Below are 24,504 nucleotides of genomic sequence, written 5' to 3' on the forward strand. Positions count from 1 at the left end.
ATATAGGACTGGCTCAGCGATAGTTAAAGCTGATGCTGATCCGCTCGCCCTTGCCCGAATGCGGCATCACCTCGTGCCGCAACCAGCTTTCCCACAGGAAGACGCGGCCCGCGGCGGGCTCGGCGTAGATGAAGGGCAAAAGATGCTCGGGCGCATCGTCGGTGCGCCCCGGCGCGGCCATCAGCATCGGCAGGCGCGGATCCTCGAGCTTGAGCGCGCCCGATCCCGGCGGAACCGCGACGTAGAAGGTGCCCGACACGATGCTATGCGGGTGGATATGCCCGCTGTGCGTGCCGCCGGGTTTCAATATATTGACCCACAGGCTGTCGAGTTTGAGCGGCTTGGCGAGGTCGAAATGGCACGCCTTGGCGAAGGCCTTCACTTGCTTGTCGAGCAGCTTCTTCAGGTCATAAAATGCCGGGTCGCGCTCGGGCAGGTCGCCGAGGCTCGCATAGCTCGTATAGCCCTTATAGCCATGCTCGCGGCTCCACGCCTTTCCCGCGCCATCCTCTTCGGCGAACAGGCGGCAGCTTTCCTCCAGCTCTTCGAGCAGTTCGGGCGTGCCGATGTCGGCCTCGTAGAAATTGGTGGCGAAGAGCGTGCGAACGGGCATGATGCGCGCAAAGCATAGGATAAGCGCAAGAGCAAGGAATACACCGCCATCGTCACCCCGGACTTGATCCGGGGTCCCGCTCAGCAACGGTGACAAGCGGGACCCCGGATCAAGTCCGGGGTGACGAGATAGAAATGCACAACAACCAGGGAGATGGGGATGGCCGAGTTTGAACTGATCGCCGACGGATTGCGCTTTCCCGAGGCGCCGGTCGTGATGGACGACGGCAGCGTCATCGTCGTCGAGATCGAGGCGAAGCGCATCACGCGCTGCTGGCCCGGCGGAAAGAAAGAGGTCATCGCGACCCCCGGCGGCGGCCCCAACGGCCTCGCGATCGGCCCCGACGGCAAGCTTTATTGCTGCAACAACGGCGGGTTCAACTATGTCGAATCGAACGGCTATCTGGCACCGCACGGCATCGCCGACGATTATTCGGGCGGGCGGATCGAACGCATCGATATCGAGACCGGCGCGGTCGAAATCCTTTACAAGTCGGGCGACCATGGCGTCACCTTGCGCGGCCCGAACGACCTGATGTTCGATGCGCACGGCGGCTTCTGGTTCACCGATCACGGCAAGGTCGATTATGCCGCGCGTTGCCACGACATCGTCGGCATCTTCTACGCCAAGGCCGACGGAAGCTTCGTCGAGGAAGTGATCTTCCCGAGCTATAACCCGAACGGCATCGGCCTCTCGCCCGACGGCACCAAGCTTTACGCCGCCGAAACCTACACCTGCCGCCTGACCCAGTTCAACATCGTCGCCCCCGGCAAGGTCGACGATGCCGCGGGTCCGGGCGGACCCGGCATCCCGCTCTATCGCCCCGCGGGCTATAAATTCTTCGACAGTCTCGCGATGGAGGCGAACGGCAATATCTGCGTCGCGACGATCGGCGAGTGCGGGATTTCGGTCGTCGGTCCCGATGGCGCGCTCGTTGAATTTGTCGCGACCGACGATATCTTCACGACCAACATCGCCTTCGGCGGGCCCGACCGGCAGGATGCCTACATCACCCTGTCGGGGACGGGCCGGCTCGTGAAGACGCGCTGGGCTAGGCCGGGGCTGCAACTGCAATATTGAGGCTGCGATGCACGAGGAAACCCATGCCGTCACGCGGATCGGCTGGCTGCGCGCCGCGATCCTCGGCGCCAACGACGGGATCGTATCGACCGCGAGCCTGATCGCGGGAGTCGCGGCCGCCGGCGCGTCGGAGGCATCGATCCTGATCACCGGCAGCGCGGGGCTCGTCGCGGGCGCGATGTCGATGGCGGCGGGCGAATATGTCTCGGTAAGCTCGCAGGGCGATGCCGAAAAGGCCGATGTCGAGCTGGAGAAACGCCACCTCGCCGCCGATCCCGAGTTCGAACTCGAGGAATTGACCCAAATCTATCAGGAGCGCGGGCTCGACCGCGCGCTCGCCGAAGAGGTCGCGGAGCAGCTCACCGCGCATAATGCGCTCGACACGCATCTGCGCGACGAGCTCGGGATGACCGACGCGATGGCGGCGCGGCCGGTGCAGGCGGCGGCGGCTTCGGCGGCGAGCTTCGCGATCGGCGCGGCGCTTCCGCTCGCGACGGTGCTGATCGATCGGGGCGACACCTTGCCCTTCACCGTCTCGGCGGCGTCGCTCGTCTTTCTCGCCATCCTCGGCGCGCTCGGGGCGCGGGCGGGCAATGCGCCGATGCTGCGCCCGGTCGTGCGCGTGACCTTCTGGGGCGCCTTCGCCATGGCCGCGACGATCGCGATCGGGTCGCTACTGGGAACGGCGGTGGGCTGAGATCATTGCATGATTTCCCTGTGCCCCTGCGGAGGCAGGGGCCCATCTCCGGTCGTCGCCATTTTGAACCGGCGGGAGATGGGTCCCCGCCTTCGCGGGGACACGGGAGCTTTTCAAGCTAGCGCCGACCCAGCCATTCGCGGAGCGCGACGGCGTTGTTCCGTTCCTCGTCCTTCGCGGCGTAGAGCAGGGTCACGGGCCCCGCCTTCAGCGCCGCATCGAGTTCGGCGAGCGCGGCCGCAATCTCGTCGCCGCCCGCGTCGAGCGCCGCGAAATATTCCTTACGGAAGGCGGACCACGCCGCGTCCGAATGGGCGGCGGCGTGATGGAATTCCTCGCGCATCGCGTCGCTCGGCGACAGCGGTTTCAGCCACGCGGTGAGCGCCGCCTTTTCCTTCGACACCCCGCGCGGCCATAGCCGGTCGACGAGGAAACGCGCGCCGTCCTCGGGACCGGCCGGTTCGTAGATGCGTTTGACCGCGATTGTCAGGGGCGGCGCCATCTGTATGACTATCGGCCATCCCGCGCCCGCGGGCAAGCCAATCGGAGGGGTCCGGAATGAGCGCAAAGAGCTGGGCGATCGACATCGATCGCGACGATATCACGCAAGCTATTTTGGTCGACGATCAGGATGCACCGCTCGCGCCCGGACAGGTGCGCGTGCATCTCGAAAGCTATGCGATGACCGCGAACAACATCACTTACGCGGTGTTCGGCAAACCCGCGGGCCTGTTCGGGAACGACCAGGGCTATTGGGATTTCTTCGCCGAGCGGGACGCGCCCGGCCGCCTGCCCGTCTGGGGCTTTGCGACGGTGACCGAAAGCCATGCCGAAGGGGTCGCAGTCGGCGACCGCTTCTATGGCTATTATCCGATGGCAAGCGATGCCGTGCTGAACGTCGGAAAGGCGGGGCCGGGCGGCTTCACCGATGTGACGCCGCGGCGCACAACCCTGCCCCCGATTTATAACAATTATCAGCGGATCGAGGCGCTGGAGGGCTATCGCGCCGCCGATCATGATCATTGGCCGGTGTTCCGCCCGCTGTTCCTGACCGGCTGGCTGATCGCCGACCAGTTCGAGGATGAGAGCGATTACGGCGCGAGCCAGATTCTGATCGCGAGCGCGTCGAGCAAGACCGCGATCGGGCTCGGCTTCACGCTTAAACAGCGCCCGGAGCCTCGCCCCGAAACGGTCGGCCTGACCAGCGCGGCCAATGTCGACACGCTCGCCGCGCAAGGCATCTACGACCGGGTGATCAGCTATGACCAGATCATGACGCTCAGTGCCGCAACCCCCGCCGCACTGGTCGACATGGCGGGCAATGGCGCGGTAACGCGCGTGGTGCACAGCCATTTCGGGAATAATCTCAAGGCCTCGATCGTCGTCGGCAAGTCGCATTGGGACGCCCAGGCCGACGTCGAAGGCCTGCCCGGTCCCGAGCGGCAGGGCTTTTTCGCGCCAGGACGCAGCCAGAAACGCATCGCCGATTGGGGCGGCGCGGCGTTCGGGCAGAAGATCGCCGAAGCCTGGCTCGCCTTCATGGACGTTGCGCCGCGGCTGACTTCGGTCGATAAACGCAGCGGCGGCGACGCGGCGCTCGCCGCCTATCGGGAGATGCTCTCGGGACAAGCCGATCCCAAAAAGGGGATCGTCGTCGTTCCATGAGGGTCGCGCGGGAGCAGTTCCTTTCCTAGCCGCCGGAAGGGATAAGCCATGCGTCCTATCTTTGCCTTCGCCGCCTCGCTCGCGCTGCTACTGCCCGCGGGACCGGCGCTTGCCGAAACGCCCAAGGCCGCGCCCGCGCGCAAGGCCGACCTCGCCGACCGCGTCGCCGGCACTTACAAAGGCGACGTCATCTCCGACGCGCGCGGATCGTCGCGCGGCGACGTCACGATCACCGTCACGCGCACCGGCCCGAACAAGGTCGAGGTGAAATCCGACTATCCGCGCATCCCGACGGTGACGATCCCGCTCGAAAAGGCGATGGACGCGATTCTTGCCGCGAGCGGACCGTCGGTGTTCCTGCTCGATACCGTGCGCTCGCCCGACCGGCTCGATCTCACCATCGACGATGCGAGCTGGTCGGGTGCGCGTGTGAAATAGCGGCGCCCGCGCGGCGCAGGTTGACGTTAACGTCAATCTGCGCTCTAGCCGCGCCATGCCCAAATACACCCACGTCATCTTCGATTTCGGCGGCGTCATCACCGCCTCGCCCTTCGAAGCCTTCAACCGGCTCGAAGAGGAGCGCGGGCTGCCGCGCGACTTTGTGCGCCGCGTCAACGCCGCCGATCCCGACACCAATGCCTGGGCGAAGTTCGAGCGCGCCGAAATCGACGCGGCGGCGTTCGATGCGCTGTTCGCGGCCGAGGCGAAGGCGCTCGGGCACGATCTGGAGGGCGAAGCGGTGCTCGCGGTGCTGGCGGGGGCGGTGCGCCCCGCGATGGTCGCGGCGCTCGATACGCTGAAGGCCGGTGGCTTCGGGATCGCGTGTATCACCAATAATGTTCCCAGCGGCAAAGGCGCGGGGATGGCGCGGAGCGAAGACCTCGCCGCCGAGGTCGCGGCGATCATGGCACGCTTCGACCATGTGATCGAATCGAGCAAGGTCGGCGTGCGCAAGCCCGACCCGCGAATTTACGAGATGATGTGCGAAAAGCTGGGCGCTCGGCCCGCGAACTGCATCTACCTCGACGACCTCGGCATCAACTGCAAACCCGCGAGCCAACTCGGCATGCATGCGATCAAGGTGACGAGCGGCGAACAGGCGCTCGCCGACCTGTCGGCGGCGCTGGGGATCGAGCTAGTCTGACGCTTCGGCGAGGTTGAGCTTCGCCGCGCGCGCGAAGATTTGCGTCAGCACCGGCTCGGTGTCGGCGACGCGCATCGCGACGTGGAACTCAACCGGGGCGAGCGCAGGCATGGCGTCGATCGGGGCGAGTGCGCCGCTTGCCACTTCGCCGCGCACCATCGGCTGCGGAAAGATACCGATGCCGCCGCCCGCCTTGGCGATGTCGATCATCGTCCGCGCATTGTTGCATAGGTTGAGCGATTTCTGCGCGATGCGCGACGCCGCGATCGCCTCGCGCATCCGGCCGTGGATCGGCGAATGGCTGGCGAGCGACCAGACGGGGAGCATCGCCTCGCCGCCCGCGAAGGCCGATGCGACCGCGGGGCTCGCGAGCCAGACCAGTTCGACCTCGCCGATCGGGCTGGTCTTCAATGCCGGGTGTGCGATCGGCCCCGCGGCGAAGGCCATGTCGGTGCGCCCAGTCAGAAGCTGCTGGATCAGGTTCGCGGTGAGGTCGATTTCGATCTCGAGTCCGACGTGGGGCATGTCGGCCTTTAATCCCGCGACGAAGGCGGGAAGGCAGCTCGCCGCCGCGATCTCGCCCGCGCCGATGCGCACGACGCCGCTCGCTTCGCCATAGCCGCCGCTGCCGAGCAGCGCATATTGCATGTCGCGGAGCAAGGGATCGCAGTCGCGCACCAGCTTGCGCCCCGCCGCGGTGAGCGACATCGCGCGGCCTTCGCGGCGGAAGAGTGCTGTGCCGAGCCTTTGTTCGAGTTCGCGCATCCGCGCCGACACCGTGGGCTGCGTCGTGTTGAGCCGCTCGGCCGCGGCCGAGAAGGTGCCGAGCCGGTCGATCCAGAGCAGGGTTTCGAGATGGTAGAGCGAAACGCGATTGATAGACATTGTCTATGTATAATCCAAAAATCGAACAATTAGAATTGATGGATCAAATGCGCCAAGGTCGCCCCCGACATCCCGGCAAGGAGGCCCCTTCATGGCGAACAAGCAATATCCCGACGCAGCAGCCGCGCTCGACGGCCTCCTCTTCGACGGCATGCAGATTTGCGCGGGCGGCTTCGGCCTGTGCGGCATCCCCGAGCGGCTGATCGACGCGATCCGCGACGCCGGCACGAAGGAGCTGACGATCGCCAGCAACAACGCCGGGATCGACGGCGAAGGGCTCGGCAAGCTGCTCCGCACCAAGCAGGTCAGGAAGATGATCTCCTCCTACGTCGGCGAGAACAAGGAATTTGAACGCCAATATCTGGCGGGTGAACTCGAGGTCGAATTCTGTCCGCAGGGCACGCTCGCCGAACGCTGCCGCGCCGGCGGCGCGGGCATCCCCGGCTTCTATACCAAAACCGGCGTCGGCACGCTCGTCGCCGAGGGCAAGGAAGTGAAGAATTTCGACGGGCAGGATTATATCCTCGAACGCGGTATCTTCGCCGACCTCGCGATCATCAAGGGGTGGAAGGCCGACGAAAGCGGCAACCTCATCTTCCGCAAGACCGCGCGCAACTTCAACCAGCCGATGGCGACCGCCGCGAAGATCTGCGTCGCCGAGGTCGAGGAAATCGTGCCAGTAGGCAGCCTCGACCCCGACGCGATCCACCTCCCCGGCATCTATGTGAAGCGCCTCGTCCTCGGCGCGCCCTACGACAAAAAGATCGAATTCCGCACGACGCGCCCGCGCGAGGCTGCGTGATGCGCAGCTTCGCCGTCACGGCGGCGTTGCTGCTGGCGGGCTGCGCGAGCACGCCGGCAGAAGTGGCGACGGCGCCGTCACCGGCCGAAGCCGACAAGCCGCCAGTCGCGCTGCAATATCTCTACGGCTCGCCCGAGGCGGCGGTTGCGGTGCGCGCGACCAATGCGCGCATTGCCGACTACGGCATATGGCGGATCAAGCAGCGGCCCAAGGACAGCGTCGTCCTCGCGCCGGGCGCGACGATGGATGCGCCCTCGTTCGAGCCGTGCGGGAACAAGCCCTTCGCGGCGGTGTTCGACGCCGACGAGACCTTGATCTGGAACCTCGGCCCGATGCGGCATTTCGCCGAAAAGGGCACCGGCTTCGATCTCAAGGTCTGGGATCAGTGGGAAAAGACCGGCGCGGGCAAGGCGATCGCGATGCCCGGCAGCGTCGAGATGGTGAACAAGTTGCGCGCCGCGGGGATCACCGTGATCGCCAACACCAACCGCAGCGCCGCCAATGCCAAGGGCAGCGAGGATGCGCTCCGCGCCGCGGGACTTGGCGCGTTCAAGCATGGCGAGACGCTCTTCCTGATGGGCGACGATTCCGGCGGGTCGAGCAAGGACGGACGCCGCGCGACGATCGCTTCGAAATATTGCGTGATCATATTGGGCGGCGACCAGCTCGGCGATTTCAGCCAGCAGTTCAACGTCAAGGACCTGCCCGCCGCGCAGCGCATGGCGCTCGCCACGAGCGCCGCCGCCGCCAATCTATGGGACAAGGGCTGGTTCCTTTTCCCCAACCCCGTCTACGGCCCGTGGGAAAAGCTGGGCTGGGACGACGCCTTCCCCTCCGACAAGCAATGGGAGCCTAACTGACATGGCTTGGACGCGTGATGATATGGCGGCGCGCGCCGCGAAGGAACTGCAGGACGGCTATTACGTCAATCTCGGCATCGGCATCCCGACGCTTGTCGCGAACCATATCCCCGCGGGGATGACGGTAACGCTCCAGAGCGAGAACGGCATGCTCGGCATCGGGCCCTTTCCCTATGAGGGCGAGGAGGATCCCGACCTGATCAACGCGGGCAAGCAGACGATCAGCGAGCTGCCGCAATCGGCCTATTTCAGCTCGTCCGACAGCTTCGCGATGATTCGCGGCGGGCATATCGACCTCACCGTCTTGGGCGCGATGGAAATTGCCGAGAATGGCGACATCGCGAACTGGATGATTCCGGGCAAGATGATCAAGGGCATGGGCGGCGCGATGGACCTCGTCGCCGGGGTCAAGAAGATCATCGTGGTGATGGAGCACAACGCCAAGGACGGCAGCCCGAAGTTCATCCCCGCATGCACGCTGCCACTGACCGGCAAGAATGTCATCGACATGATCATCACCGACCTTGCGGTATTCAAGCGCGACGATCATGCGAGCCCGTTCCGGCTGATCGAACTCGCGCCGGGGGTGACGGCCGAGGAAGTCGCCGAAAAGACGACGGCGCATTACCTTGCCTGACGTTGCGGCCAATCCCGGCTCCACCTGGCTGATCGTCGGCGGGTGGCTGTCGGTTCTGGCCGCGCTACTCCATATCGCCTGCATCTTTGGCGGACCCGACTGGTATCGCTTCTTCGGCGCCGGCGAAGGCATGGCACGCGCCGCGGCGCGCGGCGACCTCAGGCCGACGCTGATCACGCTCGCGATCGGTGCGATCCTGCTGGTCTGGGCTGCCTATGCTTTTTCGGGAGCCGGCTCGCTTCCGCGCCTGCCGCTGCTGCGAACGGGGCTGGTCGTCATCACCGCGATCTATCTGCTGCGCGCGCTTCTGTTCGTGCCGCTTCATTTCTGGCGGCCGCAGCACAGCGACAGTTTCGCGATCTGGTCGTCGCTGATCGTCCTCGCCTATGGCACTCTTTATGCGGTCGGGACATACAAGGCTTGGCGCCATCTGGCCCCCTGAATCGTGCCGGGGGTGACGGCGGCGCAAGTCGCGGCTATGACAGCGGCCAGATAAAGGTCGCAATCCAGTCTCGAGTCCATGAAGCGCGTTTTAACTATTTTGATCGCTGTCGCCGCGCTGGGATCGGCCGGCTGGTTCGGCATATATGCCTTGGGCGGCAGCGAACCCCTTGCCAGCGTCCCGATCCCGATCAAGGCCGTCGACAATCTGCCCGACACGCCCGCCGAATGGCGCGGCCGGATCGACTATCCCGCGCTCGACCGGCAGCTCGCCGACCTGGCGCAGCGGCCCGAAATGGCGGGGCTGGCGGTGGCGGTGGTCGAAGACGGCAAACTCAGCTTCGTGCGCAGCTATGGCGTCGCCGACGCCGCGACCGGCGCGCCGGTGACGCCGCATACGCTGTTCCGCTGGGCCTCGGTTTCGAAAACCGCAGCGGGCGCGCTGGCGGGCGCGCTCGCCGCCGACGGCACCGTCGATCTCGACCGCCCGATCGCCGCCTGGCGCACGTCGCTGCGCCTGCCCGGGGGCGCCGAAGCGCGCCTAACACTCGACGACCTGCTAGCGCAGCGCACCGGCCTGACCCGGCATGCCTATGACGAGAAGCTGGAGGAAGGGCGCGATCCCGCCCTGCTGCGCGCGAGCCTGGCCACCGCGCCGCTGCAATGCGAACCCGGCACCTGCTATACCTATCAGAATGTCGCCTTCGACGCGGCGAGCGAGATATTGGGCGAGGCCGCGAACGAGATTTTCGCCGATGTGGTCGAGAACCGGTTTTTTCGTCCGCTCGGCATGATCAGCGCGGGGTACGGGATGGCGCGGCTGACGGGCGCCAAGGATTGGGCCAAACCGCACCGCGGCGCGCATGTCCATCCGATCAAGGAGGCCTATTGGCGCGTCCCCGCGGCCGCGGGCGTCGAAAGCGATATCGTCGATTTTGCGACATGGATGCAGGCGATGATGGGCAGCCGCCCCGATGTCTTGCCGGCGCCTGCGCTGCAGCTTGCCCATCGCCCGCGCGTCGGCACGGGGCGGCTCTATGGCGGCCCCCTGCGTCAGGCCACTAGCGACGCATCCTATGGCCTCGGCTGGCGGAGCTTCACCTATGCCGGACGCCGGCTCGAAGGCCATTCGGGAGCGGTCGAGGGATATCGCGCGACGATGATTTTCGAACCGGCGACGCGCACGGGCGTCGTCGCGATGTGGAACAGCGATTGGGGATTTCCCTTCCGCATCCCCTTCGCGGCGATCGACAGCTATCACCAGCGCGAAGACGCGGGCTGGCTCGACCTTGGCGAACTGCCCCCGGTGACGAGCACACGGACCGCAGTCAAAGCGATCGTCGAGCCCCCTAAGGGATAAGGTTCCTTGCTCCGGTGTCCATCGCCTGTGTATCAGGCGCGCGACCACGATCGGGAGGAGAATCATCGATGCGCGTGCTGCTGACCGGATCGTCGGGTTGGCTCGGGCGCACGCTCGCTCCGCTGCTCGCCAAAAGCGGCCATAAGGTTACCGGACTCGATGTCGTGCCCGGCGCGCATACCGAGGTCGTAGGCAGCGTCGCCGATCGCGCGCTGGTCGAGCGCACGATGGGCGAGCACGGGATCGAGGCCATCATTCATGGCGGCGCGCTGCACAAGCCCGATATCGTCCGCTATCCGCGGCAAGCCTTTGCCGACGTCAATGTAACGGGCACGCTGAACCTGATCGAAGCGGCGGTCGCGGCGGGCAACGATCGTTTCCTCTTCACCTCGACCACCTCGCTGATGGTGCGCGCCGACGTTCGTTCGGGGCCGGGCGAAGCGGGCGCATGGTGGATGGACGAGGATTTCGCACCCATAGAACCGCGCAACATCTATGGCATCACCAAGCTCGCGGCGGAGCAGGCCTGCAAGCTCGTTCACCGCGAGCATGGGATCAACGTCGCGATATTGCGCACCGGGCGCTTCTTCCCCGAGGATGACGACACGCATGCGGTCCCGAGCGGCCCGAACCTCAAGGCCAACGAGCTGCTCAATCGCCGCCTGACGGTCGAGGATGCCGCCGCCGCGCATCTCGCGGCGCTCGAGGCTGCGCCGAAGATCGGCTGCGACACATTCATCCTCTCGGCACCGCCGCCCTTTGCGCGCGAGGAGGCCGAAGAGCTGGCCCGCGACGCGCGTGCGGTGATCGCGCGCCATCACCCCGACGCCGCCGAACTCTACGCCGCCGAAGGCTGGATGCTCCCCGAGAGTATCGACCGCGTCTATGACCCGTCGCGTGCCGAACGTCGCTTCGGCTGGCGCGCCGAGACCGACTTCGGCAGCGTGCTCGCGGCGCTTCGCGACCGTAGGCCGCTGCCCTTCGCGCACGACCCCGATTACACCTCCCCCATCATCGCACAGGAGCGCGACGCATGTATGTGCTGATCACCGCCAACCGCAATTATTCGAGCTGGTCGCTGCGCCCGTGGATGCTGATGAAGGGCCTCGCTATTCCTTTCGAGGACCAGATCGAACCCTTCACCAATCCGGTCAACTATGACGAATTCCGTAGCTTTTCGCCGACCGGGCAAGTGCCTGCGCTGCTCGACGAGGGCCGGACGGTTTATGATTCGCTCGGCATCACCCTCTATCTCGCCGACCGGCACGACGGCGTGTGGCCGGCCGATCCCGATGCGCGCGCCTGGGCGCAGTGCGCCGTCGCCGAGATGCACAGCGGCTTTTCGGCGCTGCGCAATGATTGCACGATGAATGTGGGCGTCCGCGTGACGCCGAAGCCGCCGTCGGGCGCGCTTCGGCTCGACATCGCGCGTATCCGCGAGTTGTTCGCCGAAGGGCTATCGCGGTTCGGCGGCCCGTATCTCGCGGGCGATCGCTTCACGGCCGCCGACGCCTTCTTCGCGCCCGTCGCGTTTCGCATCCGCACCTATGGCCTCGACGTCGGCGCCGGAAAGGCGTGGGTTGACCATATGCTGAAGCATCCGGCGATGCAGGAGTGGGAACGGCAGGCGCTGGCCGAAAGCTGGCGCGAAGAAAGCCACGAAGCGGAGTTGATGGCGGCCGGCGCGATTACGGCCGATTACCGCACCGCTTAGTCGGCGAGCGCCTCGCGCACCACCGCGATCCCCGCCTCGCGCTGCGCCTTGAGTTCGGCTTTCAGCTTGGCGGGATCGCGCGCGAAGACGAAGCCGAAGCTCACCCCGCCTTCCTTGCCGAGCGTCGCATGGTGGAGCTTGTGCGCCTGTACGAGCCGCTTCGCATAGCCGCGGCGCGGCACCCAGCGGAAATAGCGCTGGTGGACGAGCCCGTCGTGCACCAGCGTATAGATGATGCCGTAGAGGAGGATGCCGAGCCCGATCCACGTTCCCGGCCCCCATGCGTCCATACCCATGATCATCGGGCTGCCCACGACGAACATCGAAATGCTCAGCGCGGCGCCGACGAGGCCGAACAGGTCGTTCTTTTCCAGCACCTTGTCGTGCGGTTCGTGATGGTCGCGGTGCCACGCCCAGCCGAAGCCGTGCATGATATATTTGTGGCTCGCCCAGGCGACGAATTCCATCGCCACGATGGTGGCAAGGATGAGCGCGAGGATGGCGGGCGTCGACATGCGGGGGGATTATAGGCCTGTTGCTTACGCGAGGCCACCTCTCCTCATTGGTCATCCCGGACTTGATCCGGGATCCATTCCTGCGGCCGATGCTGTGGACCGCGGATCAAGTCCGGGTGACGAGAGCGAAACATGAGAAACTCCGCGACCGAAAATTGCGTTTTCGATCGCCACTCGCTTGCATTGTTATGCGACTGGCGTAAGTGGACCGCATGACTCGGCCCCGCACCCTTTACGAGAAAATCTGGGACGCGCATGTCGTCGAACAGCGCCCCGACGGTACCTGCCTGATCTTCATCGACCGCCACCTCGTCCATGAAGTCACCAGCCCGCAGGCGTTCGCCGGGCTTCGCGCGAGCGGACGCACGGTGCGCCGCCCCGACCTGACGCTCGCGGTGCCCGACCATAATGTGCCGACGACGGCGCGGCTCGACGCGGCGGGCCGCAAGCTGCCGATCGCCGACGCCGAAAGCGCGGCGCAGCTCGCGGCGCTCGAGAAGAACGCGCCCGAATTCGGCATCCGCTATATCGACGCGGTCGCGCCCGAACAGGGCATCGTCCATGTCGTCGGCCCCGAGCAGGGCTTTTCGCTGCCCGGCGCGACGATCGTCTGCGGCGACAGCCACACCGCCTGCCACGGCGGCATCGGCGCGCTCGCCTTCGGGATCGGGACGAGCGAGGTCGAGCATGTGCTCGCGACGCAGACCTTGCTGCTCCAGCCCGCCAAGACGATGGAAGTGCGCGTCGAGGGCGAGGTCGGCCCCGGCGTGTCGGCGAAGGACATCATCCTTCACATCACCGGCGTCATCGGCGCGGCGGGGGGCACGGGCCATGTCATCGAATATACGGGCAGCGCGATCCGCGCTCTCAGCGTCGAAGGACGTCTGACCGTCAGCAATATGGCGATCGAGGGCGGCGCGCGCGCCGGGCTGATCGCGCCCGACGAGGTGACATTCGACTATCTGAAAGGCCGCCCCTATGCGCCGAAGGGCGCCGACTGGGACGCGGCGGTCGCTTACTGGAAGAGCCTCGCGACCGATCCGGGCGCGACCTATGACAAGACCGTCGTCATCGACGCCGCCGACATCGCGCCGAGCGTGACCTGGGGCACCAGCCCCGAGGATGTCGTGCCGATCACCGGCGTGGTTCCCGACCCCGCGAGCTTTGCCGACCCGTCGAAGCAGACCGCGGCCGCCAAGAGCCTTGCCTATATGGGGTTGGAGCCTGGCACGCGGATGCAGGACGTCGCAATCGAGAATATCTTCATCGGCAGCTGCACCAACAGCCGCATCGAGGACATGCGCGCCGCCGCCGCGGTGATCAAAGGCCGCCATAAGGCCGATAATGTCAAATGGGCGATCGTCGTCCCCGGTTCGGGGCTGGTGAAGGCGCAGGCCGAAGCCGAAGGGCTCGACCGCATCTTCACCGATGCCGGCCTCGAATGGCGCGAGCCCGGCTGTTCGGCTTGCCTCGCGATGAACCCCGACAAGGTTCCAGCGGGCGAACGCTGCGCATCGACGAGCAACCGCAATTTCGTCGGCCGCCAGGGTCCCGGCGCGCGCACGCATCTGGTCAGCCCCGCGATGGCGGCGGCGGCGGCGGTGACCGGCAAGCTCACCGACGTCAGGGAGCTGATGCGATGACGCGCCAGGAAAAGGAGCCGACCAGCATGAGGTGGAGAAGATTCGCGTCGATCGCCGCGGCGCTGGCGCTCGCCGCGCCCGCCGCCGCGCAGGAAAAGCCCGCGGCCGCGAAGATCAGCCTGACCCGGCTGGATTGCGGCACGGTGCGGGTCAACCGGCTGAACGCCTTTTCGGACACGCTCGCCTATCCCGGGCAAAGCCGCGACCTGTCGGTCGGCTGCTATCTGATCCGCCACGGCGACCAGCTGATGCTGTGGGATGCGGGCCTGCCGAACGCGCTGAAGGACGCGCCCTTCACCACGACCGGCGACATGTCCGCGACGCTTCGCCGCAGCGTCATCGAACAGCTCGCCGAACTCGGGATCAAATCGGACGAAATCGACATCGTCGGCGTCAGCCACTTCCATTTCGACCATATCGGCCAGCTGCCTGATTTTCCCGCCGCGAAACTCCATATCGGCAAGGGCGATTGGGATTGGCTGACCGCCAGTGACCGGCCGCGCTGGGTCGATCCGAAACCGTTTGCGCACTGGATCGGCGGCGGCGGCACGGTCGAGCCGGTCGAGCGCGACAAGGATATTTTCGGCGACGGCAGCGTCGTGATGTTCGACATGCCGGGGCACACGCCGGGGCACCATATGTTAATGGTGCGCCTTGCCGGAATGGGTCCGGTGCTGCTCAGCGGCGACCAGGCGCATTTTCAGGAAAATTACGACAGCGAAGGCGTGCCGACATTCAACACCGACCGCGCCGACACGCTCGCGTCCTTCAACCGGTTCAAGGGGTTGGCAAAACAACTCGGCGCGACGGTGATCATCCAGCACGAACCGCGCGACATCGGCAAATTGCCCGCCTTCCCAAAGGCAGCCGAATGATGACCCCGCTGAACCAGATCGAAGGCCGCGCGATTCCGTTCGGGCTCAAGAACGTCGACACCGACGTGATCATCCCCGCGCACTGGCTGAAGACCACGACGCGCGAGGGCATGGGCCGCGGCGCATTCGAAGCCATTCGCAAGGATCCCGACAATCTGTTCGACCGCGCCGAATTTAAACGCGCGCCGATCCTGATCGCCGGCGACAATTTCGGCTGCGGGTCGAGCCGCGAACATGCCGCATGGGCGCTCGGCGACCTCGGCATCCGCGTCGTGATCGCGCCCAGCTATTCGGACATCTTCTCGGGCAATGCGGTCAAGAACGGTATTCTTCCCGTCGTGTTGCCACAGGCGGCGATCGACCGATTGATGGAGGTCGCCGCGACCGATCCGGTGTTCGTCGACCTCGAGCATCAGACGGTGACGACGCAGTTCCAGGACCGCTTCAGCTTCGAAATCGACCCGTTCCGCAAGATGTGCCTGCTCGAAGGGCTCGACGAGATTTCGCTCACTGAAAAGAGCGACGCCGCGATCGGCGCCTACGAACAAAAGCTCGACGCCGAGCGCCCGTGGATGCGTCCCGCCGCATAAGATCAAACGCACACCATAAGAGGAGAAGATGATGAAGGCTCTCTTGTCGACCGCCACCGGCGGCCCCGAAACGCTCCAGCTGGGCGAACTTCCGCGCCCGACCGCGGGCAAGGGCCAGATCGTGATCGACGTGAAGGCCTGCGCGGTCAACTTCCCCGACGTGCTCATCATCGAGGATAAATATCAGTTCCGCCCCGAACGTCCCTTCGCCCCCGGGGGTGAGGTCGCGGGGCTCGTCGCCGAGGTCGGCGAAGGCGTGACCGAGTTCAAGGTCGGCGACCGGGTGATCGCGGGCTGCGGCAACGGCGGCATGTCTGAAGCGGTCGCGGTCGGCGTCCACAATGTCTATCACCTGCCCGAAGGCCATGACTTCGCCGAGGGTGCCTCGCTGCTGATGACCTATGGCACCAGCATCCACGCGCTCGTCGATCGCGGCCATATCAAGGAAGGCGATACCCTGCTTGTCCTCGGCGCGTCGGGCGGGGTCGGCATCGCCGCGGTCGAGCTCGGCAAGGCGTTCGGCGCACGCGTCGTCGCGGGGGTGTCGAGCGAGGAAAAGGCCGGGATCGCGCGTCAGGCCGGCGCCGACGAGGTCGTCGTCTATGGCCGCCAGCCGTTCGACAAGGACCAGTCGAAGGAACTCGCGAACAAGTTCAAGGACGCCGTCGGCCCGAATGGCGCCAACCTCGTCTATGACGCGGTCGGCGGCGACTATGCCGAGCCCGCGCTGCGCTCGATCGCGTGGGAGGGCCGCTATCTCGTCGTCGGTTTCCCCGCGGGTATTCCGCGCCTGCCGCTCAACCTGACCTTGCTCAAGAGCTGCGACGTCGCGGGCGTCTTCTGGGGCGCGTTCGTCGCGCGCGAACCGGCGCGCAATCGCGCCAATATCGCGCGGCTGTTCCAGCTGTGGGAACAGGGCAAGATCAGCCCGCGCGTTACCGAAAGCTTCCGCCTCGAAGACGGCGGCAAGGCGATCGCCAAGCTCGGCGACCGCACCGCGGTCGGCAAGCTGGTCGTCACCGTCTGAAACACCGGCCCGACCCGGCGCTGACCGAGGCGTTGCATAGGCTTGTGGCGCCCGGGCGGATCGAGGTGCGGGTAACCCCCGGCGCGCGGCGCGACGAGATCCGGGTCGAGGGTGGAACCGTGCAGGTCCGCGTCACCGCGCCGCCCGCCGACGGCGCCGCGAACGACGCGGTGCTGCGCCTGCTCGCCGCCGCGCTCGGCCGCCCGTCGCGCGATCTGTCGCTGCTGCGCGGGGCGACGGCACGCATCAAACTCATCGGGATTGCGACGAGCCGATAGCGCCGGGTTAACCAATTGGCAGGGGCTCGGCCTTATAGCCGGACCCAGGACTAGCTGGGCCAAGGTGGATCATGGCAAAACGCCGATCGACAAGCGTTGAGGGTGACGCGAGCATCGCGAATATTTCGCGGACTCGCCGCGCGCAGCTTGTCGCCGAATTCGAAGGCGAGCTCGGCGTCGATTACAAGGCCCGCGCCGCAGCCGAAGAGGCCGAACGCCGCTGGATCGCGCGCAAGACCTTCATCGTCTGGACGATCGCGCTGATGTTCTTCGCCATCGCGTGCCAGAAGCTGTGGATCATGGGTCAGGACGTCGACGTGCCCTTTTCCGACATCAACCCGGTGCGCAGCCTGTTCGGCGATTAGGGCCGGTACACGCGCCGGCGCGGATCAATAGACCCGCGCCTTCGGCTTGATATATTCGACATCGTCCGACAGCGTATATTCGTGGACCGGGCGGTAATCGAGGCGCACACCGCCGCCCTTGCCGCCCCAGCCGTCGAACCAGGCGATCGTGTGCTTCATCCAGTTCGCATCGTCGCGGTTCGGGAAATCCTCGTGCGCGTGGGCGCCGCGGCTTTCCTTGCGGTTGAACGCCGAGTGCATCGTCACCGTCGCCTGGCTGATCAGATTGTCGAGCTCGAGCGTTTCGATAAGGTCGGTGTTCCAGATCAGGCTGCGGTCGGTGACATGAACGTCGTTCATGCGATTATAGGTCTGCGTGAGCTTTTCCTTGCCCTCGGCCATCAACTCGTCGGTGCGGAAGACCGCGGCGTGCTGCGACATCGCGCGCTGCATTTCGGTGCGGATTTCCGCGGTCGGCGAGCCGCCATTGGCATTGCGGAAATGGTCGAGGCGCGCGAGCGCGAGGTCGGCGCTGTCCTTGGGCAGCGGCTGCTGCGCGGCGCCGGGCTTCAGGATTTCCTTGAGGCGATGCCCGGTCGCGCGGCCGAAGACGACGAGGTCGATCAGGCTGTTCGAGCCGAGGCGGTTCGCGCCGTGAACCGACACGCACGCCGCTTCGCCGACCGCGAACAGGCCGGGGACGACGGTGTCGGGCCCATCCTTGCCCAAGGTCACGACTTCGCCGTGATAGTTACAGGGAATGCCGCCCATATTGTAATGGACCGTCGGCACGACGGGGAGCGGCTGGCGCGTCAGGTCGACGCCGGCGAAAATCTTGCCGCTTTCGGTGATCCCCGGCAGGCGCTCGGCGAGCACCGCGGGATCGATATGGTCGAGGTGCAGGAAAATATGGTCGTTGTGCGGGCCGACGCCGCGGCCTTCGCGGATTTCGAGCGCCATCGAGCGCGACACGACGTCGCGCGACGCAAGGTCCTTCGCCGACGGGGCATAGCGTTCCATGAACCGCTCGCCTTCGGAATTGGTGAGGTAACCGCCCTCGCCCCGCGCGCCCTCGGTAATCAGCACGCCGGCGCCATAGATGCCGGTCGGGTGGAACTGGACGAACTCCATGTCCTGCAAAGGCAGGCCCGCGCGCAGCACCATGCCGCCGCCGTCGCCGGTGCAGGTGTGCGCCGAGGTCGCCGTGAAATAGCAGCGGCCGTAGCCGCCCGTCGCGAGCACGACCGCTTGGCTGCGGAAACGGTGGATGCTGCCATCCTCCATGCACAGCGCGATCACGCCACGGCACTCGCCATTTTCCATGATCAGGTCGAGCGCGAAATATTCGACGAAGAAGTCCGCGTCATACTTCAGGCTCTGTTGATAGAGCGCGTGGAGCATCGCGTGGCCGGTGCGGTCGGCCGCGGCGCAGGTGCGCTGAACCGGCGGGCCTTCGCCCATATTCTGCATATGGCCGCCGAAGGGGCGCTGGTAGATCGTGCCGTCGGCGTTACGGCTGAACGGCACGCCGGCGTGCTCGAGTTCGTAGACCGCGTTCGGTGCCTCGCGCACCATATATTCGATCGCGTCCTGGTCGCCGAGCCAGTCCGAACCCTTGACGGTGTCGTACATGTGCCATTGCCAATGGTCGGGCGAATTGTTGCCGAGCGACGCGGCGATGCCGCCCTGCGCCGCGACGGTGTGGCTGCGCGTCGGGAACACTTTGGTGATGCACGCGGTCTTGAGCCCCGCTTCGGCGCTGCCCATCGTCGCGCGCAGGCCCGAACCGCCCGCACCCACGACGACGGTGTCGTAGATATGGTCGATGATCTTGTAGGCGTCTGTCATCTTACATGCCCCCCGGAGCAAGCCCGGCGGCGGGCGCAAGCGCGATGCGGATGATGGCGAAGATGCCGTAGGCGGCGCCGCCGATCGCGTAGAAGTTCAAAAGGACGAGCGCGAGCAGGCGCGTGGCATCGCCATGGACATAGTCCTCGATCATCACCTGCAGCCCGAGGCGCAGGTGCCAGAAGACATTGGCGACCATCAGGATCAGCGCGAGCGCGACCATCGGATTCGACGCCCAGCGCAGCACCGCGCCATGGTCGGTCATCGGCAGACGCAGGAAGGAGACGAAGAGAAAGCCGACGAGCAGCACATTGGCGAGCGCGGTGAAACGCTGCTGCAGCCAATGGTGCGAGCCATGGTGCGACGAGCCGAGCCCGCGCACGCGGCCGAGACGCGTTCCGTTACCCATTGAGCGTCTCCGCGAAGATATAGAGCCAGGTTGCGGCGGTCGCGGTGAGCGAGCCGACGAAAATGAGGATCGACCAGAGCTTGTTGGTCTTGAGCTCATAGCCCGCGCCGGTGTCGAGCACGAAATGGCGCAGCCCCGAGAAGAGATGCTGGAAGAAGGCCCAGGTCAGGCCGATCAGCACGATCTTGCCGAGAATGTTGGTGATCTGGTGAAAGGTGCCGACCTCGGGGCTCGGATCGTGCCACACGCAGGCGAGGAAGGCCGCATAGGCGTCGGGCCCCGCGGCGAGCGCGCCGAGCCACCAGAGGAACATCAGCCCGCCGACGATCGCGAGACCGTCGCCGCTGACGCGGTGAAAGATGGAAACCGCCATCGCAGGGGTCCATTTATACACCTGCAAATGCGGGGAGCGCGGACGCGCGCTTGGTTCGTTGCCAGCCATATCAGCCCTGTCTTGACTCTAAACGGTCGATGCGCCGCCGGTTAAGCCTTCCCGCCGCGATATGCAATTGCTTAGGAGCATAGGGGAATAAAAGCTTGTCCCGGGCCGTCACGTTGGACCGGTCACGGTATCCGCGACGTCGGGTAGGGCGTGCCGTCCTTGTGGAAATAGCCGTCGGGCGTGAAGAGCATGTCGATGTCCGAATAGCCACCGCCGGTGTCATGCGCCTTGCCCCCGCCCAAGGCGACGAAGACGCAGTCGGCGTCCGATTCGTTAACGAGGTGATGCCCGTTGGTGCTGCCCTTCGGCCATACCGCGATATCGCCCGGCCGCATCGGCCAGCGGCCGTCATCCTCGATCAGCACCGCCTCGCCCGAAATCATCACCAGCATCTCGTCCTCGCCGTCGTGCCAGTGGCGCTGCGACGACCAGGCGCCGGGTTTCAGCACGACATGGCTCGCCGCGAAATCGCTGAGCCCCGCCAGCGGTGCAAGACGGCGATACCAGCGGCCCTGAACGGGTTCGTTATGGGGTGCGGGATAGCCCGTCGCATTGGTTTGCGGGATTGCGTCGAGATCGAGCTTGGGCATGGCAGTCCTCGTGGATTTGTTCTGCCTTTGTTTCGCACAAAGGCTGCCCAATGCAAAGCCTCGACTTGCTGCCGCGCAAGGGGGTAAGGGAGCGGCATGAGCATCACCGTCGATCCCGTAGAGCTCGCCAAGGCGCTGATCGCCGCGCCGAGCGTTACCCCCGCCATGGGCGCCGTGTTCGACGCACTCGAAGCGGCGCTGACGCCGCTCGGCTTTGCCGTCGAGCGCTTCATCGACGGGATCGAACCCGACGGCCCCGTCGAAAATCTGCTCGCGGTGCGGATGGGCAAAGGCCCCAAGCATTTCGGCTTTGCCGGGCACCTCGACGTCGTGCCGCCGGGCGTCGGCTGGACAGGCGATGCCTTTGCTCCCGAAGTGCGCGGCGATTTGCTCTATGGCCGCGGCGCGGTCGACATGAAGGGTTCGATCGCGGCGTTCGTCGCCGCGGCCGCCGCGACTCCGGTTGAGGCCGGAACGATCAGCCTGATCATCACCGGCGACGAGGAAGGCCCCGCGATCTTCGGCACCCGTGCGCTGATGGAACATATGGATGCGCGGAGCGTGAAGCCCGACATGATCGTCGTCGGCGAGCCAACCTCGGTGAACCGGCTCGGCGACATGGTGAAGATCGGCCGGCGCGGATCGGTCAATATCTGGATCGACGTGCCGGGGACGCAGGGTCATGTCGCCTATCCGCACCTCGCCGACAATCCGATCCCGAAGCTGGTCAAGATTTTGGCCGCGATCGATGCGGTCATGCTCGATGCCGGCAACGACTGGTTCCAGCCGTCGAACATCGAATTCACCGATGTCGAGGTCGGCAACGGCGCGACCAACGTTATCCCTGCGTCGGCGCGCGCGCGGCTATCGATCCGGTTCAACGACCAGCATAAGGGCGCCGACCTCGTCGCGGTGATCGAGCGCCTTGCGCACGACGTCGAACCGAATGCCAAGGTGCTGGGCAAGATTTCGGGCGAAGCCTTCCTCACCCCGCCGGGCGACCTGTCCGAACTGGTTGCCGAGGCGATCCATGCCGAGACCGATGTGCGACCCGAAATGTCGACCACCGGCGGCACGTCGGATGCGCGCTTCCTCCATGCGCTCTGCCCGGTAGTCGAGTTCGGGCTGACCAATGCGACGATGCACAAGCTCGACGAGGCGGTCGCGGTGGCGGACCTCCACACGCTGACCGCCATCTATCGCGGAATCCTGATCCGGGCCTTCGCCTAGTCTTCGCGGGCGCGGCGCAGGATCACATAAACCGCTCCCGCCCCGCCGTGGCTGATATGCGCGGGGCGGAGCGCGACGATCTGGTCGGCGTGGGGCGAATAAGCGAGCCAGTCGGGCAGCGACGCGCGGATCGCGCCGCGCGGGCGCGGGTCGCCGTGCATCTGCGGCAGGCGGTCGGCGCCCGGACGCAACCGTCCCGCGACGACGAGCAGCACGCGCGCGCCGCGCAGCAGCCCGCGCCCGATCGCCTCGTCGAGCAAAGCCTGCGCCGAGGCGAGTGTATGGCCGTGCAGGTCGATGCTGAGATCGGGGCGCACGAGCCCCTTGCGCAAGCGGCGGTCCCAATGGCCGTCGAGTGTCGCGGCCTGGTGGGTGCGGCGGGGAGGTGGGAGTGTCGTCGGAGGTCGCGGCGCAGCGGCGGGAACTGCAGCGCTGCGCGGGGTCGGTTTCGGCGGCTTCACGGTCGGCGGAGACACGGGCGCGAGCGGCGCCTTCGCCTTGGCGAGCGGCTTTACGGTCGCTGCGACCTTCTTCCACAGCGCGCTTTCGTCGGGATCGAGGCGCCGCGGCACATCAAGGCGCCGGAATCAGCCGCGCGATGCTGGCGCGCGGAAGCAGGAGCAGCGCCGAGCCGCGCGCCGCCATACCGCCCGCGATCGCGCGCGCCTCTTCGCCCGCGCCCCAGAAGCTGTCGAAGCGGTTGGCGCCCTTGATCGCTCCGCCGGTGTCCTGCGCGATCCACAGACCATTGGGTTCGGCACGGTCGAGCGAGAGGAATACCGGGGCGCCGAGCGGCACATATTTGGGATCGGCGGCGACGCTCGCGCGGCCGGTTACCGGAACGCCCAAAGCGCCGAGCGGGCCGGGACCGGTGAGTTCGCGGAAGAATACCCAACTCGGATTCTCGTTCATCACCGCGGCGCCGCGCACCGGATCGGCGCGCAGATAGTCGAGGATGCCCTGCATTGACGCCTGCCCGCGCTGCAATTCGCCGCGGTCGAGCAGCAGCTTGCCGATGCCGACATAGCCGCGGCCGTTCTGCGTGTCGTAACCAATGCGCATGACGCCGCCGTCGGGCAAGCGGAGACGGCCCGAACCCTGCACCTGCAGGAAGAAGAATTCGGCGGCGTCGGCGGCATAAGCGATTTCGAGCCCGCGCCCGTCGAGCGCGCCGCTTTCGATCGCGGTGCGATCATAGTAGCGCGCGAAATTGCTGCCATCGACACGGCCGCGGATTTTGCGGCCCTTGAGGTCGTCGGCGAACGCGCCGAGGTCGACTTCGATCAGGTCGGCGGGGCGGCGATAGATGGGGACGTCATAGCCCGGCTGCTTGGTGCGCGAGCCGGCGATTTCGGGTTCGTAATAGCCGGTGACGAAGGCGGTGCCCGCGCCAACCTGTACGGTGCCGAAATAGCGTGTGAAGAAGGCCGAAGCGTCGCTGTCCTTCCAGCTTTTCGCGGCAGTGCAGCTTTCGGTCCAGTCGGGGCCCTGCGTGAGGCCGCTGGTGTCGGTGCGGCGCTGGACCGACGGACAGCTGATGCGGAAGGCGACGAGCGCGGCGGTCGCCTGTTCGGCCGTCACGCCGAGCGTCGAGAAGTCCGGGCCCGCGACCACGCCGCTGGTGGCGGCGGTCGTCGCATCGGCCGGGATGGGCGTTGCAGGAAGCGGCGCGCGCGGGGTTGCGGGTATCGGCTGGGCGGCGGCACTGGCGCCTTCGGACGGGCGCGGCGTATAGGGGCGCGGCGTGCCAGCCGGACGCGGCGGCGCGGGGGTGGTGGTCGCGGGGCGGCCACTATCCGTCGTGGGAACCACCGAAGCACAACCCGCAAGCAGCGGCAGGGCGGCGAGCAGCGCGAATCCGAAAGCGCGCGCGCGCGGCGCCCCCACCGCCCGGATCATGCGATCAGGCCGATTCGGCTTCGTCGAGCACCCAATTGGGGTCGTTGCTGCCGATCTGGCGGCGGAAGGTCCAGAGATCGTCGGCCTGCGCCGCGTCGCTCATCGACCCGGCGATCAGCTTGCCCTCGGCATCGCGGGTCACCGCGCTGATATCGGCATGGTAACGCACGGAAACGCGCGCTTCGCCGCGGCTCATCTCGACCGCGGTGATCTTGGCCGAATCGATGCCGATCAGGCGGTTGTCGAGCGTTTCGCCGCGCGCCTCGCGCGCCGCGATCGCGTCGACGAAGGCTTCGTAGCTGTCGTCGTCGCACAGGTCGCGCAGCGTGTCGCGGTCGCCCTTCCAATATGCCTCGAGAATCATGCGATACGCCGCCTCGGCGCCCTCCATGAAGCGGCCGGCGTCGAAATTGCGGTCGGTTGCGAGCAACTGGCGCAGTCCGGCCTCGGCGGCGGGTTCATAGACCAGCCCCGACGTATCGGCGGGTGCGGGCGAGGCGGCCGGCGCACCGTCGCCATCGTCGAGGCGGACCGGCGAGGCGGTCGCACGCTCGCGCGGCAGCACGGGCTCTTGCTCATGCCCCGTGCGCTTGCCAAGCACCGAGTAGAGCCGCATTCCGAGGAAAGCGGCGATCATGGCGAGCAGGACGATCGAAAAAGCGGTCACGGGCAAAAGTCCAATGCGGAAGGCAGAAACATATCTGCTGATACATAGGCGATACGCCGCCTAGTTTCAAATAGCCATGACCGCTCGGGCGCACCGGGTCAACGATTCACCCTTAACCATCGCGCGGCGCAGGCGGCCATTGTGCTCACCTCCGGGCGCTGCTAAGCGCCGCCGCAACCGTCCGCCGCGGTTCCGATACAGGTGCGCGGATGCGGATATTGTTTCCATCTTTTCAGTGAAAGCAGCTTC

Annotated in this window: 30 protein-coding genes; 19 read left to right on the forward strand and 11 right to left on the reverse strand. The window is 66.2% G+C overall.

The annotated features are described in order from the left end of the window. Positions 1-13: 13 nt before the first annotated feature. On the reverse strand, positions 14-613 hold the full coding sequence (locus VFG17_RS12220; protein WP_325029748.1) for a TIGR02466 family protein: 600 nt from the start codon (positions 611-613) through the stop codon (positions 14-16). 159 nt (positions 614-772) lie between these two features. Between VFG17_RS12220 and VFG17_RS12225 the strand changes: the two genes are divergently transcribed. Both VFG17_RS12225 and VFG17_RS12230 read left to right on the forward strand, forming a co-directional pair. Then, entirely contained in the window at positions 773-1,693 is a 921-nt protein-coding gene (locus VFG17_RS12225; protein WP_325029749.1) for an SMP-30/gluconolactonase/LRE family protein, read from the forward strand. Between the two features lie 7 nt (positions 1,694-1,700). After that, positions 1,701-2,390, forward strand: coding sequence for a VIT family protein (locus VFG17_RS12230; RefSeq protein WP_325029750.1), 690 nt, complete (start codon positions 1,701-1,703; stop codon positions 2,388-2,390). A 118-nt stretch (positions 2,391-2,508) separates the two neighbouring features. Here VFG17_RS12230 and VFG17_RS12235 read toward each other — a convergent pair whose 3' ends face one another. After that, the gene (locus VFG17_RS12235) at positions 2,509-2,892 is read right to left on the reverse strand and encodes a DUF488 domain-containing protein (RefSeq protein WP_325029751.1); all 384 of its coding nucleotides are present in this window, start codon (positions 2,890-2,892) and stop codon (positions 2,509-2,511) included. A 56-nt stretch (positions 2,893-2,948) separates the two neighbouring features. Here VFG17_RS12235 and VFG17_RS12240 point away from each other — a divergent pair, with 56 nt between their 5' ends. From VFG17_RS12240 to VFG17_RS12250, 3 genes are read left to right on the forward strand one after another with little or no spacing between them, the layout of a single operon-like run. Further along, on the forward strand, positions 2,949-4,055 hold the full coding sequence (locus VFG17_RS12240) for a DUF2855 family protein (protein ID WP_325029752.1): 1,107 nt from the start codon (positions 2,949-2,951) through the stop codon (positions 4,053-4,055). Positions 4,056-4,103: 48 nt separating this feature from the next. Further along, positions 4,104-4,493 (forward strand): hypothetical protein, encoded by a 390-nt coding sequence (locus tag VFG17_RS12245; protein ID WP_325029753.1) that lies wholly within the window; start codon positions 4,104-4,106, stop codon positions 4,491-4,493. 55 nt (positions 4,494-4,548) lie between these two features. After that, positions 4,549-5,199: an HAD-IA family hydrolase gene (locus tag VFG17_RS12250; RefSeq protein ID WP_325029754.1), complete on the forward strand. Its 651-nt coding sequence runs from the start codon at positions 4,549-4,551 to the stop codon at positions 5,197-5,199. Here the strand turns inward: VFG17_RS12250 and VFG17_RS12255 are convergent. Next, positions 5,191-6,084 carry a LysR family transcriptional regulator gene (locus VFG17_RS12255; protein ID WP_325029755.1) on the reverse strand — a complete coding sequence of 298 codons (894 nt, stop codon included), beginning with the start codon at positions 6,082-6,084 and terminating at the stop codon, positions 5,191-5,193. The genes VFG17_RS12250 and VFG17_RS12255 overlap by 9 nt on opposite strands. A 91-nt stretch (positions 6,085-6,175) precedes the next feature. On the opposite strand from VFG17_RS12255, the gene VFG17_RS12260 reads away from it, so the two are divergent. The 7 genes from VFG17_RS12260 to VFG17_RS12290 all read left to right on the forward strand — a co-directional run bounded on the left by VFG17_RS12260 (position 6,176) and on the right by VFG17_RS12290 (position 11,898). Continuing rightward, positions 6,176-6,886, forward strand: a complete 711-nt coding sequence (locus VFG17_RS12260; protein ID WP_325029756.1) for a CoA transferase subunit A — start codon at positions 6,176-6,178, stop codon at positions 6,884-6,886. Next, the gene (locus VFG17_RS12265) at positions 6,886-7,746 is read left to right on the forward strand and encodes an HAD family acid phosphatase (RefSeq protein ID WP_325029757.1); all 861 of its coding nucleotides are present in this window, start codon (positions 6,886-6,888) and stop codon (positions 7,744-7,746) included. The genes VFG17_RS12260 and VFG17_RS12265 overlap by 1 nt, the downstream gene beginning before the upstream one ends. Position 7,747: 1 nt before the next feature. Beyond that, positions 7,748-8,383 (forward strand): CoA transferase subunit B, encoded by a 636-nt coding sequence (locus VFG17_RS12270; RefSeq protein WP_325029758.1) that lies wholly within the window; start codon positions 7,748-7,750, stop codon positions 8,381-8,383. After that, a complete protein-coding gene (locus VFG17_RS12275; protein ID WP_325029759.1) occupies positions 8,376-8,825 on the forward strand; it encodes a hypothetical protein in 450 nt (149 codons plus the stop codon). Before VFG17_RS12270 ends, VFG17_RS12275 begins: the two co-directional genes overlap by 8 nt. A gap of 78 nt (positions 8,826-8,903) precedes the next feature. Beyond that, complete coding sequence (locus tag VFG17_RS12280; RefSeq protein WP_325029760.1) at positions 8,904-10,184, forward strand: serine hydrolase domain-containing protein; 1,281 nt, start codon at positions 8,904-8,906, stop codon at positions 10,182-10,184. A gap of 68 nt (positions 10,185-10,252) precedes the next feature. Then, the gene (locus VFG17_RS12285; protein ID WP_325029761.1) at positions 10,253-11,230 is read left to right on the forward strand and encodes an NAD(P)-dependent oxidoreductase; all 978 of its coding nucleotides are present in this window, start codon (positions 10,253-10,255) and stop codon (positions 11,228-11,230) included. Next, positions 11,218-11,898, forward strand: coding sequence for a glutathione S-transferase family protein (locus VFG17_RS12290; RefSeq protein WP_325029762.1), 681 nt, complete (start codon positions 11,218-11,220; stop codon positions 11,896-11,898). Before VFG17_RS12285 ends, VFG17_RS12290 begins: the two co-directional genes overlap by 13 nt. Here VFG17_RS12290 and VFG17_RS12295 read toward each other — a convergent pair. Further along, on the reverse strand, positions 11,895-12,413 hold the full coding sequence (locus tag VFG17_RS12295; RefSeq protein WP_325029763.1) for a sterol desaturase family protein: 519 nt from the start codon (positions 12,411-12,413) through the stop codon (positions 11,895-11,897). The genes VFG17_RS12290 and VFG17_RS12295 overlap by 4 nt on opposite strands. A 212-nt stretch (positions 12,414-12,625) precedes the next feature. Here VFG17_RS12295 and leuC point away from each other — a divergent pair, with 212 nt between their 5' ends. The 6 genes from leuC (at position 12,626) to VFG17_RS12325 (ending at position 17,191) form a co-directional block, all read left to right on the forward strand. Beyond that, positions 12,626-14,056, forward strand: a complete 1,431-nt coding sequence (gene leuC / locus VFG17_RS12300) for a 3-isopropylmalate dehydratase large subunit (protein ID WP_325029764.1) — start codon at positions 12,626-12,628, stop codon at positions 14,054-14,056. A 26-nt stretch (positions 14,057-14,082) separates the two neighbouring features. Continuing rightward, positions 14,083-14,931, forward strand: a complete 849-nt coding sequence (locus VFG17_RS12305; RefSeq protein WP_325029765.1) for an N-acyl homoserine lactonase family protein — start codon at positions 14,083-14,085, stop codon at positions 14,929-14,931. After that, positions 14,931-15,521, forward strand: coding sequence for a 3-isopropylmalate dehydratase small subunit (gene leuD, locus VFG17_RS12310; RefSeq protein ID WP_325029887.1), 591 nt, complete (start codon positions 14,931-14,933; stop codon positions 15,519-15,521). The genes VFG17_RS12305 and leuD overlap by 1 nt, the downstream gene beginning before the upstream one ends. A gap of 31 nt (positions 15,522-15,552) precedes the next feature. Next, entirely contained in the window at positions 15,553-16,548 is a 996-nt protein-coding gene (locus tag VFG17_RS12315; protein WP_325029888.1) for an NADPH:quinone oxidoreductase family protein, read from the forward strand. Positions 16,549-16,613: 65 nt separating this feature from the next. Then, a complete protein-coding gene (locus tag VFG17_RS12320) occupies positions 16,614-16,826 on the forward strand; it encodes a DUF167 domain-containing protein (RefSeq protein WP_325029766.1) in 213 nt (70 codons plus the stop codon). 71 nt (positions 16,827-16,897) lie between these two features. Next, entirely contained in the window at positions 16,898-17,191 is a 294-nt protein-coding gene (locus VFG17_RS12325; RefSeq protein ID WP_325029767.1) for a hypothetical protein, read from the forward strand. Between the two features lie 24 nt (positions 17,192-17,215). Here VFG17_RS12325 and sdhA read toward each other — a convergent pair whose 3' ends face one another. The 4 genes from sdhA to VFG17_RS12345 all read right to left on the reverse strand — a co-directional run bounded on the left by sdhA (position 17,216) and on the right by VFG17_RS12345 (position 20,459). Continuing rightward, on the reverse strand, positions 17,216-19,018 hold the full coding sequence (gene sdhA / locus VFG17_RS12330; protein WP_325029768.1) for a succinate dehydrogenase flavoprotein subunit: 1,803 nt from the start codon (positions 19,016-19,018) through the stop codon (positions 17,216-17,218). A gap of 1 nt (position 19,019) precedes the next feature. Further along, positions 19,020-19,427: a succinate dehydrogenase, hydrophobic membrane anchor protein gene (gene sdhD / locus VFG17_RS12335; protein ID WP_325029769.1), complete on the reverse strand. Its 408-nt coding sequence runs from the start codon at positions 19,425-19,427 to the stop codon at positions 19,020-19,022. Continuing rightward, positions 19,420-19,869 (reverse strand): succinate dehydrogenase, cytochrome b556 subunit, encoded by a 450-nt coding sequence (sdhC, locus tag VFG17_RS12340; RefSeq protein WP_325029770.1) that lies wholly within the window; start codon positions 19,867-19,869, stop codon positions 19,420-19,422. Before sdhC ends, sdhD begins: the two co-directional genes overlap by 8 nt. A gap of 122 nt (positions 19,870-19,991) precedes the next feature. Further along, on the reverse strand, positions 19,992-20,459 hold the full coding sequence (locus VFG17_RS12345; protein ID WP_325029771.1) for a cupin domain-containing protein: 468 nt from the start codon (positions 20,457-20,459) through the stop codon (positions 19,992-19,994). A 96-nt stretch (positions 20,460-20,555) separates the two neighbouring features. Here VFG17_RS12345 and dapE point away from each other — a divergent pair, with 96 nt between their 5' ends. Continuing rightward, positions 20,556-21,689 carry a succinyl-diaminopimelate desuccinylase gene (gene dapE, locus VFG17_RS12350; RefSeq protein ID WP_325029772.1) on the forward strand — a complete coding sequence of 378 codons (1,134 nt, stop codon included), beginning with the start codon at positions 20,556-20,558 and terminating at the stop codon, positions 21,687-21,689. Here dapE and VFG17_RS12355 read toward each other — a convergent pair. Genes VFG17_RS12355 through VFG17_RS12365 form a run of 3 tightly spaced genes read right to left on the reverse strand, consistent with a single transcriptional unit; the run spans position 21,686 to position 24,255 of the window. Then, positions 21,686-22,261: a Smr/MutS family protein gene (locus VFG17_RS12355; protein WP_325029773.1), complete on the reverse strand. Its 576-nt coding sequence runs from the start codon at positions 22,259-22,261 to the stop codon at positions 21,686-21,688. The two genes, dapE and VFG17_RS12355, sit on opposite strands and share 4 nt — an antisense overlap. A gap of 1 nt (position 22,262) precedes the next feature. After that, positions 22,263-23,588, reverse strand: coding sequence for an MltA domain-containing protein (locus tag VFG17_RS12360; protein ID WP_325029774.1), 1,326 nt, complete (start codon positions 23,586-23,588; stop codon positions 22,263-22,265). Positions 23,589-23,592: 4 nt separating this feature from the next. Beyond that, positions 23,593-24,255: a Tim44/TimA family putative adaptor protein gene (locus VFG17_RS12365; RefSeq protein ID WP_325029775.1), complete on the reverse strand. Its 663-nt coding sequence runs from the start codon at positions 24,253-24,255 to the stop codon at positions 23,593-23,595. Positions 24,256-24,504: the final 249 nt, after the last annotated feature.

Origin of the sequence: Sphingopyxis sp. (assembly GCF_035686825.1) — a bacterium.
Lineage (GTDB): Bacteria > Pseudomonadota > Alphaproteobacteria > Sphingomonadales > Sphingomonadaceae > Sphingopyxis.

What these genes read in the sequence shown, in the direction of transcription:
- VFG17_RS12315 (WP_325029888.1), top strand. Translation starts at nt 15,553, where the DNA reads ATGAAGGCTCTCTTGTCGACCGCCACCGGCGGCCCCGAAACGCTCCAG.
- VFG17_RS12285 (WP_325029761.1), top strand. Translation starts at nt 10,253, where the DNA reads ATGCGCGTGCTGCTGACCGGATCGTCGGGTTGGCTCGGGCGCACGCTC.
- leuD (WP_325029887.1), top strand. Translation starts at nt 14,931, where the DNA reads ATGACCCCGCTGAACCAGATCGAAGGCCGCGCGATTCCGTTCGGGCTC.
- VFG17_RS12345 (WP_325029771.1), bottom strand. Translation starts at nt 20,459, where the DNA reads ATGCCCAAGCTCGATCTCGACGCAATCCCGCAAACCAATGCGACGGGC.
- VFG17_RS12325 (WP_325029767.1), top strand. Translation starts at nt 16,898, where the DNA reads ATGGCAAAACGCCGATCGACAAGCGTTGAGGGTGACGCGAGCATCGCG.
- VFG17_RS12225 (WP_325029749.1), top strand. Translation starts at nt 773, where the DNA reads ATGGCCGAGTTTGAACTGATCGCCGACGGATTGCGCTTTCCCGAGGCG.
- VFG17_RS12360 (WP_325029774.1), bottom strand. Translation starts at nt 23,588, where the DNA reads ATGATCCGGGCGGTGGGGGCGCCGCGCGCGCGCGCTTTCGGATTCGCG.
- VFG17_RS12255 (WP_325029755.1), bottom strand. Translation starts at nt 6,084, where the DNA reads ATGTCTATCAATCGCGTTTCGCTCTACCATCTCGAAACCCTGCTCTGG.
- VFG17_RS12290 (WP_325029762.1), top strand. Translation starts at nt 11,218, where the DNA reads ATGTATGTGCTGATCACCGCCAACCGCAATTATTCGAGCTGGTCGCTG.
- leuC (WP_325029764.1), top strand. Translation starts at nt 12,626, where the DNA reads ATGACTCGGCCCCGCACCCTTTACGAGAAAATCTGGGACGCGCATGTC.
- VFG17_RS12240 (WP_325029752.1), top strand. Translation starts at nt 2,949, where the DNA reads ATGAGCGCAAAGAGCTGGGCGATCGACATCGATCGCGACGATATCACG.
- VFG17_RS12220 (WP_325029748.1), bottom strand. Translation starts at nt 613, where the DNA reads ATGCCCGTTCGCACGCTCTTCGCCACCAATTTCTACGAGGCCGACATC.
- sdhC (WP_325029770.1), bottom strand. Translation starts at nt 19,869, where the DNA reads ATGGCTGGCAACGAACCAAGCGCGCGTCCGCGCTCCCCGCATTTGCAG.
- VFG17_RS12230 (WP_325029750.1), top strand. Translation starts at nt 1,701, where the DNA reads ATGCACGAGGAAACCCATGCCGTCACGCGGATCGGCTGGCTGCGCGCC.
- sdhA (WP_325029768.1), bottom strand. Translation starts at nt 19,018, where the DNA reads ATGACAGACGCCTACAAGATCATCGACCATATCTACGACACCGTCGTC.
- sdhD (WP_325029769.1), bottom strand. Translation starts at nt 19,427, where the DNA reads ATGGGTAACGGAACGCGTCTCGGCCGCGTGCGCGGGCTCGGCTCGTCG.
- VFG17_RS12305 (WP_325029765.1), top strand. Translation starts at nt 14,083, where the DNA reads ATGAGGTGGAGAAGATTCGCGTCGATCGCCGCGGCGCTGGCGCTCGCC.
- VFG17_RS12270 (WP_325029758.1), top strand. Translation starts at nt 7,748, where the DNA reads ATGGCTTGGACGCGTGATGATATGGCGGCGCGCGCCGCGAAGGAACTG.
- VFG17_RS12280 (WP_325029760.1), top strand. Translation starts at nt 8,904, where the DNA reads ATGAAGCGCGTTTTAACTATTTTGATCGCTGTCGCCGCGCTGGGATCG.
- VFG17_RS12265 (WP_325029757.1), top strand. Translation starts at nt 6,886, where the DNA reads ATGCGCAGCTTCGCCGTCACGGCGGCGTTGCTGCTGGCGGGCTGCGCG.
- VFG17_RS12295 (WP_325029763.1), bottom strand. Translation starts at nt 12,413, where the DNA reads ATGTCGACGCCCGCCATCCTCGCGCTCATCCTTGCCACCATCGTGGCG.
- dapE (WP_325029772.1), top strand. Translation starts at nt 20,556, where the DNA reads ATGAGCATCACCGTCGATCCCGTAGAGCTCGCCAAGGCGCTGATCGCC.
- VFG17_RS12245 (WP_325029753.1), top strand. Translation starts at nt 4,104, where the DNA reads ATGCGTCCTATCTTTGCCTTCGCCGCCTCGCTCGCGCTGCTACTGCCC.
- VFG17_RS12250 (WP_325029754.1), top strand. Translation starts at nt 4,549, where the DNA reads ATGCCCAAATACACCCACGTCATCTTCGATTTCGGCGGCGTCATCACC.
- VFG17_RS12260 (WP_325029756.1), top strand. Translation starts at nt 6,176, where the DNA reads ATGGCGAACAAGCAATATCCCGACGCAGCAGCCGCGCTCGACGGCCTC.
- VFG17_RS12235 (WP_325029751.1), bottom strand. Translation starts at nt 2,892, where the DNA reads ATGGCGCCGCCCCTGACAATCGCGGTCAAACGCATCTACGAACCGGCC.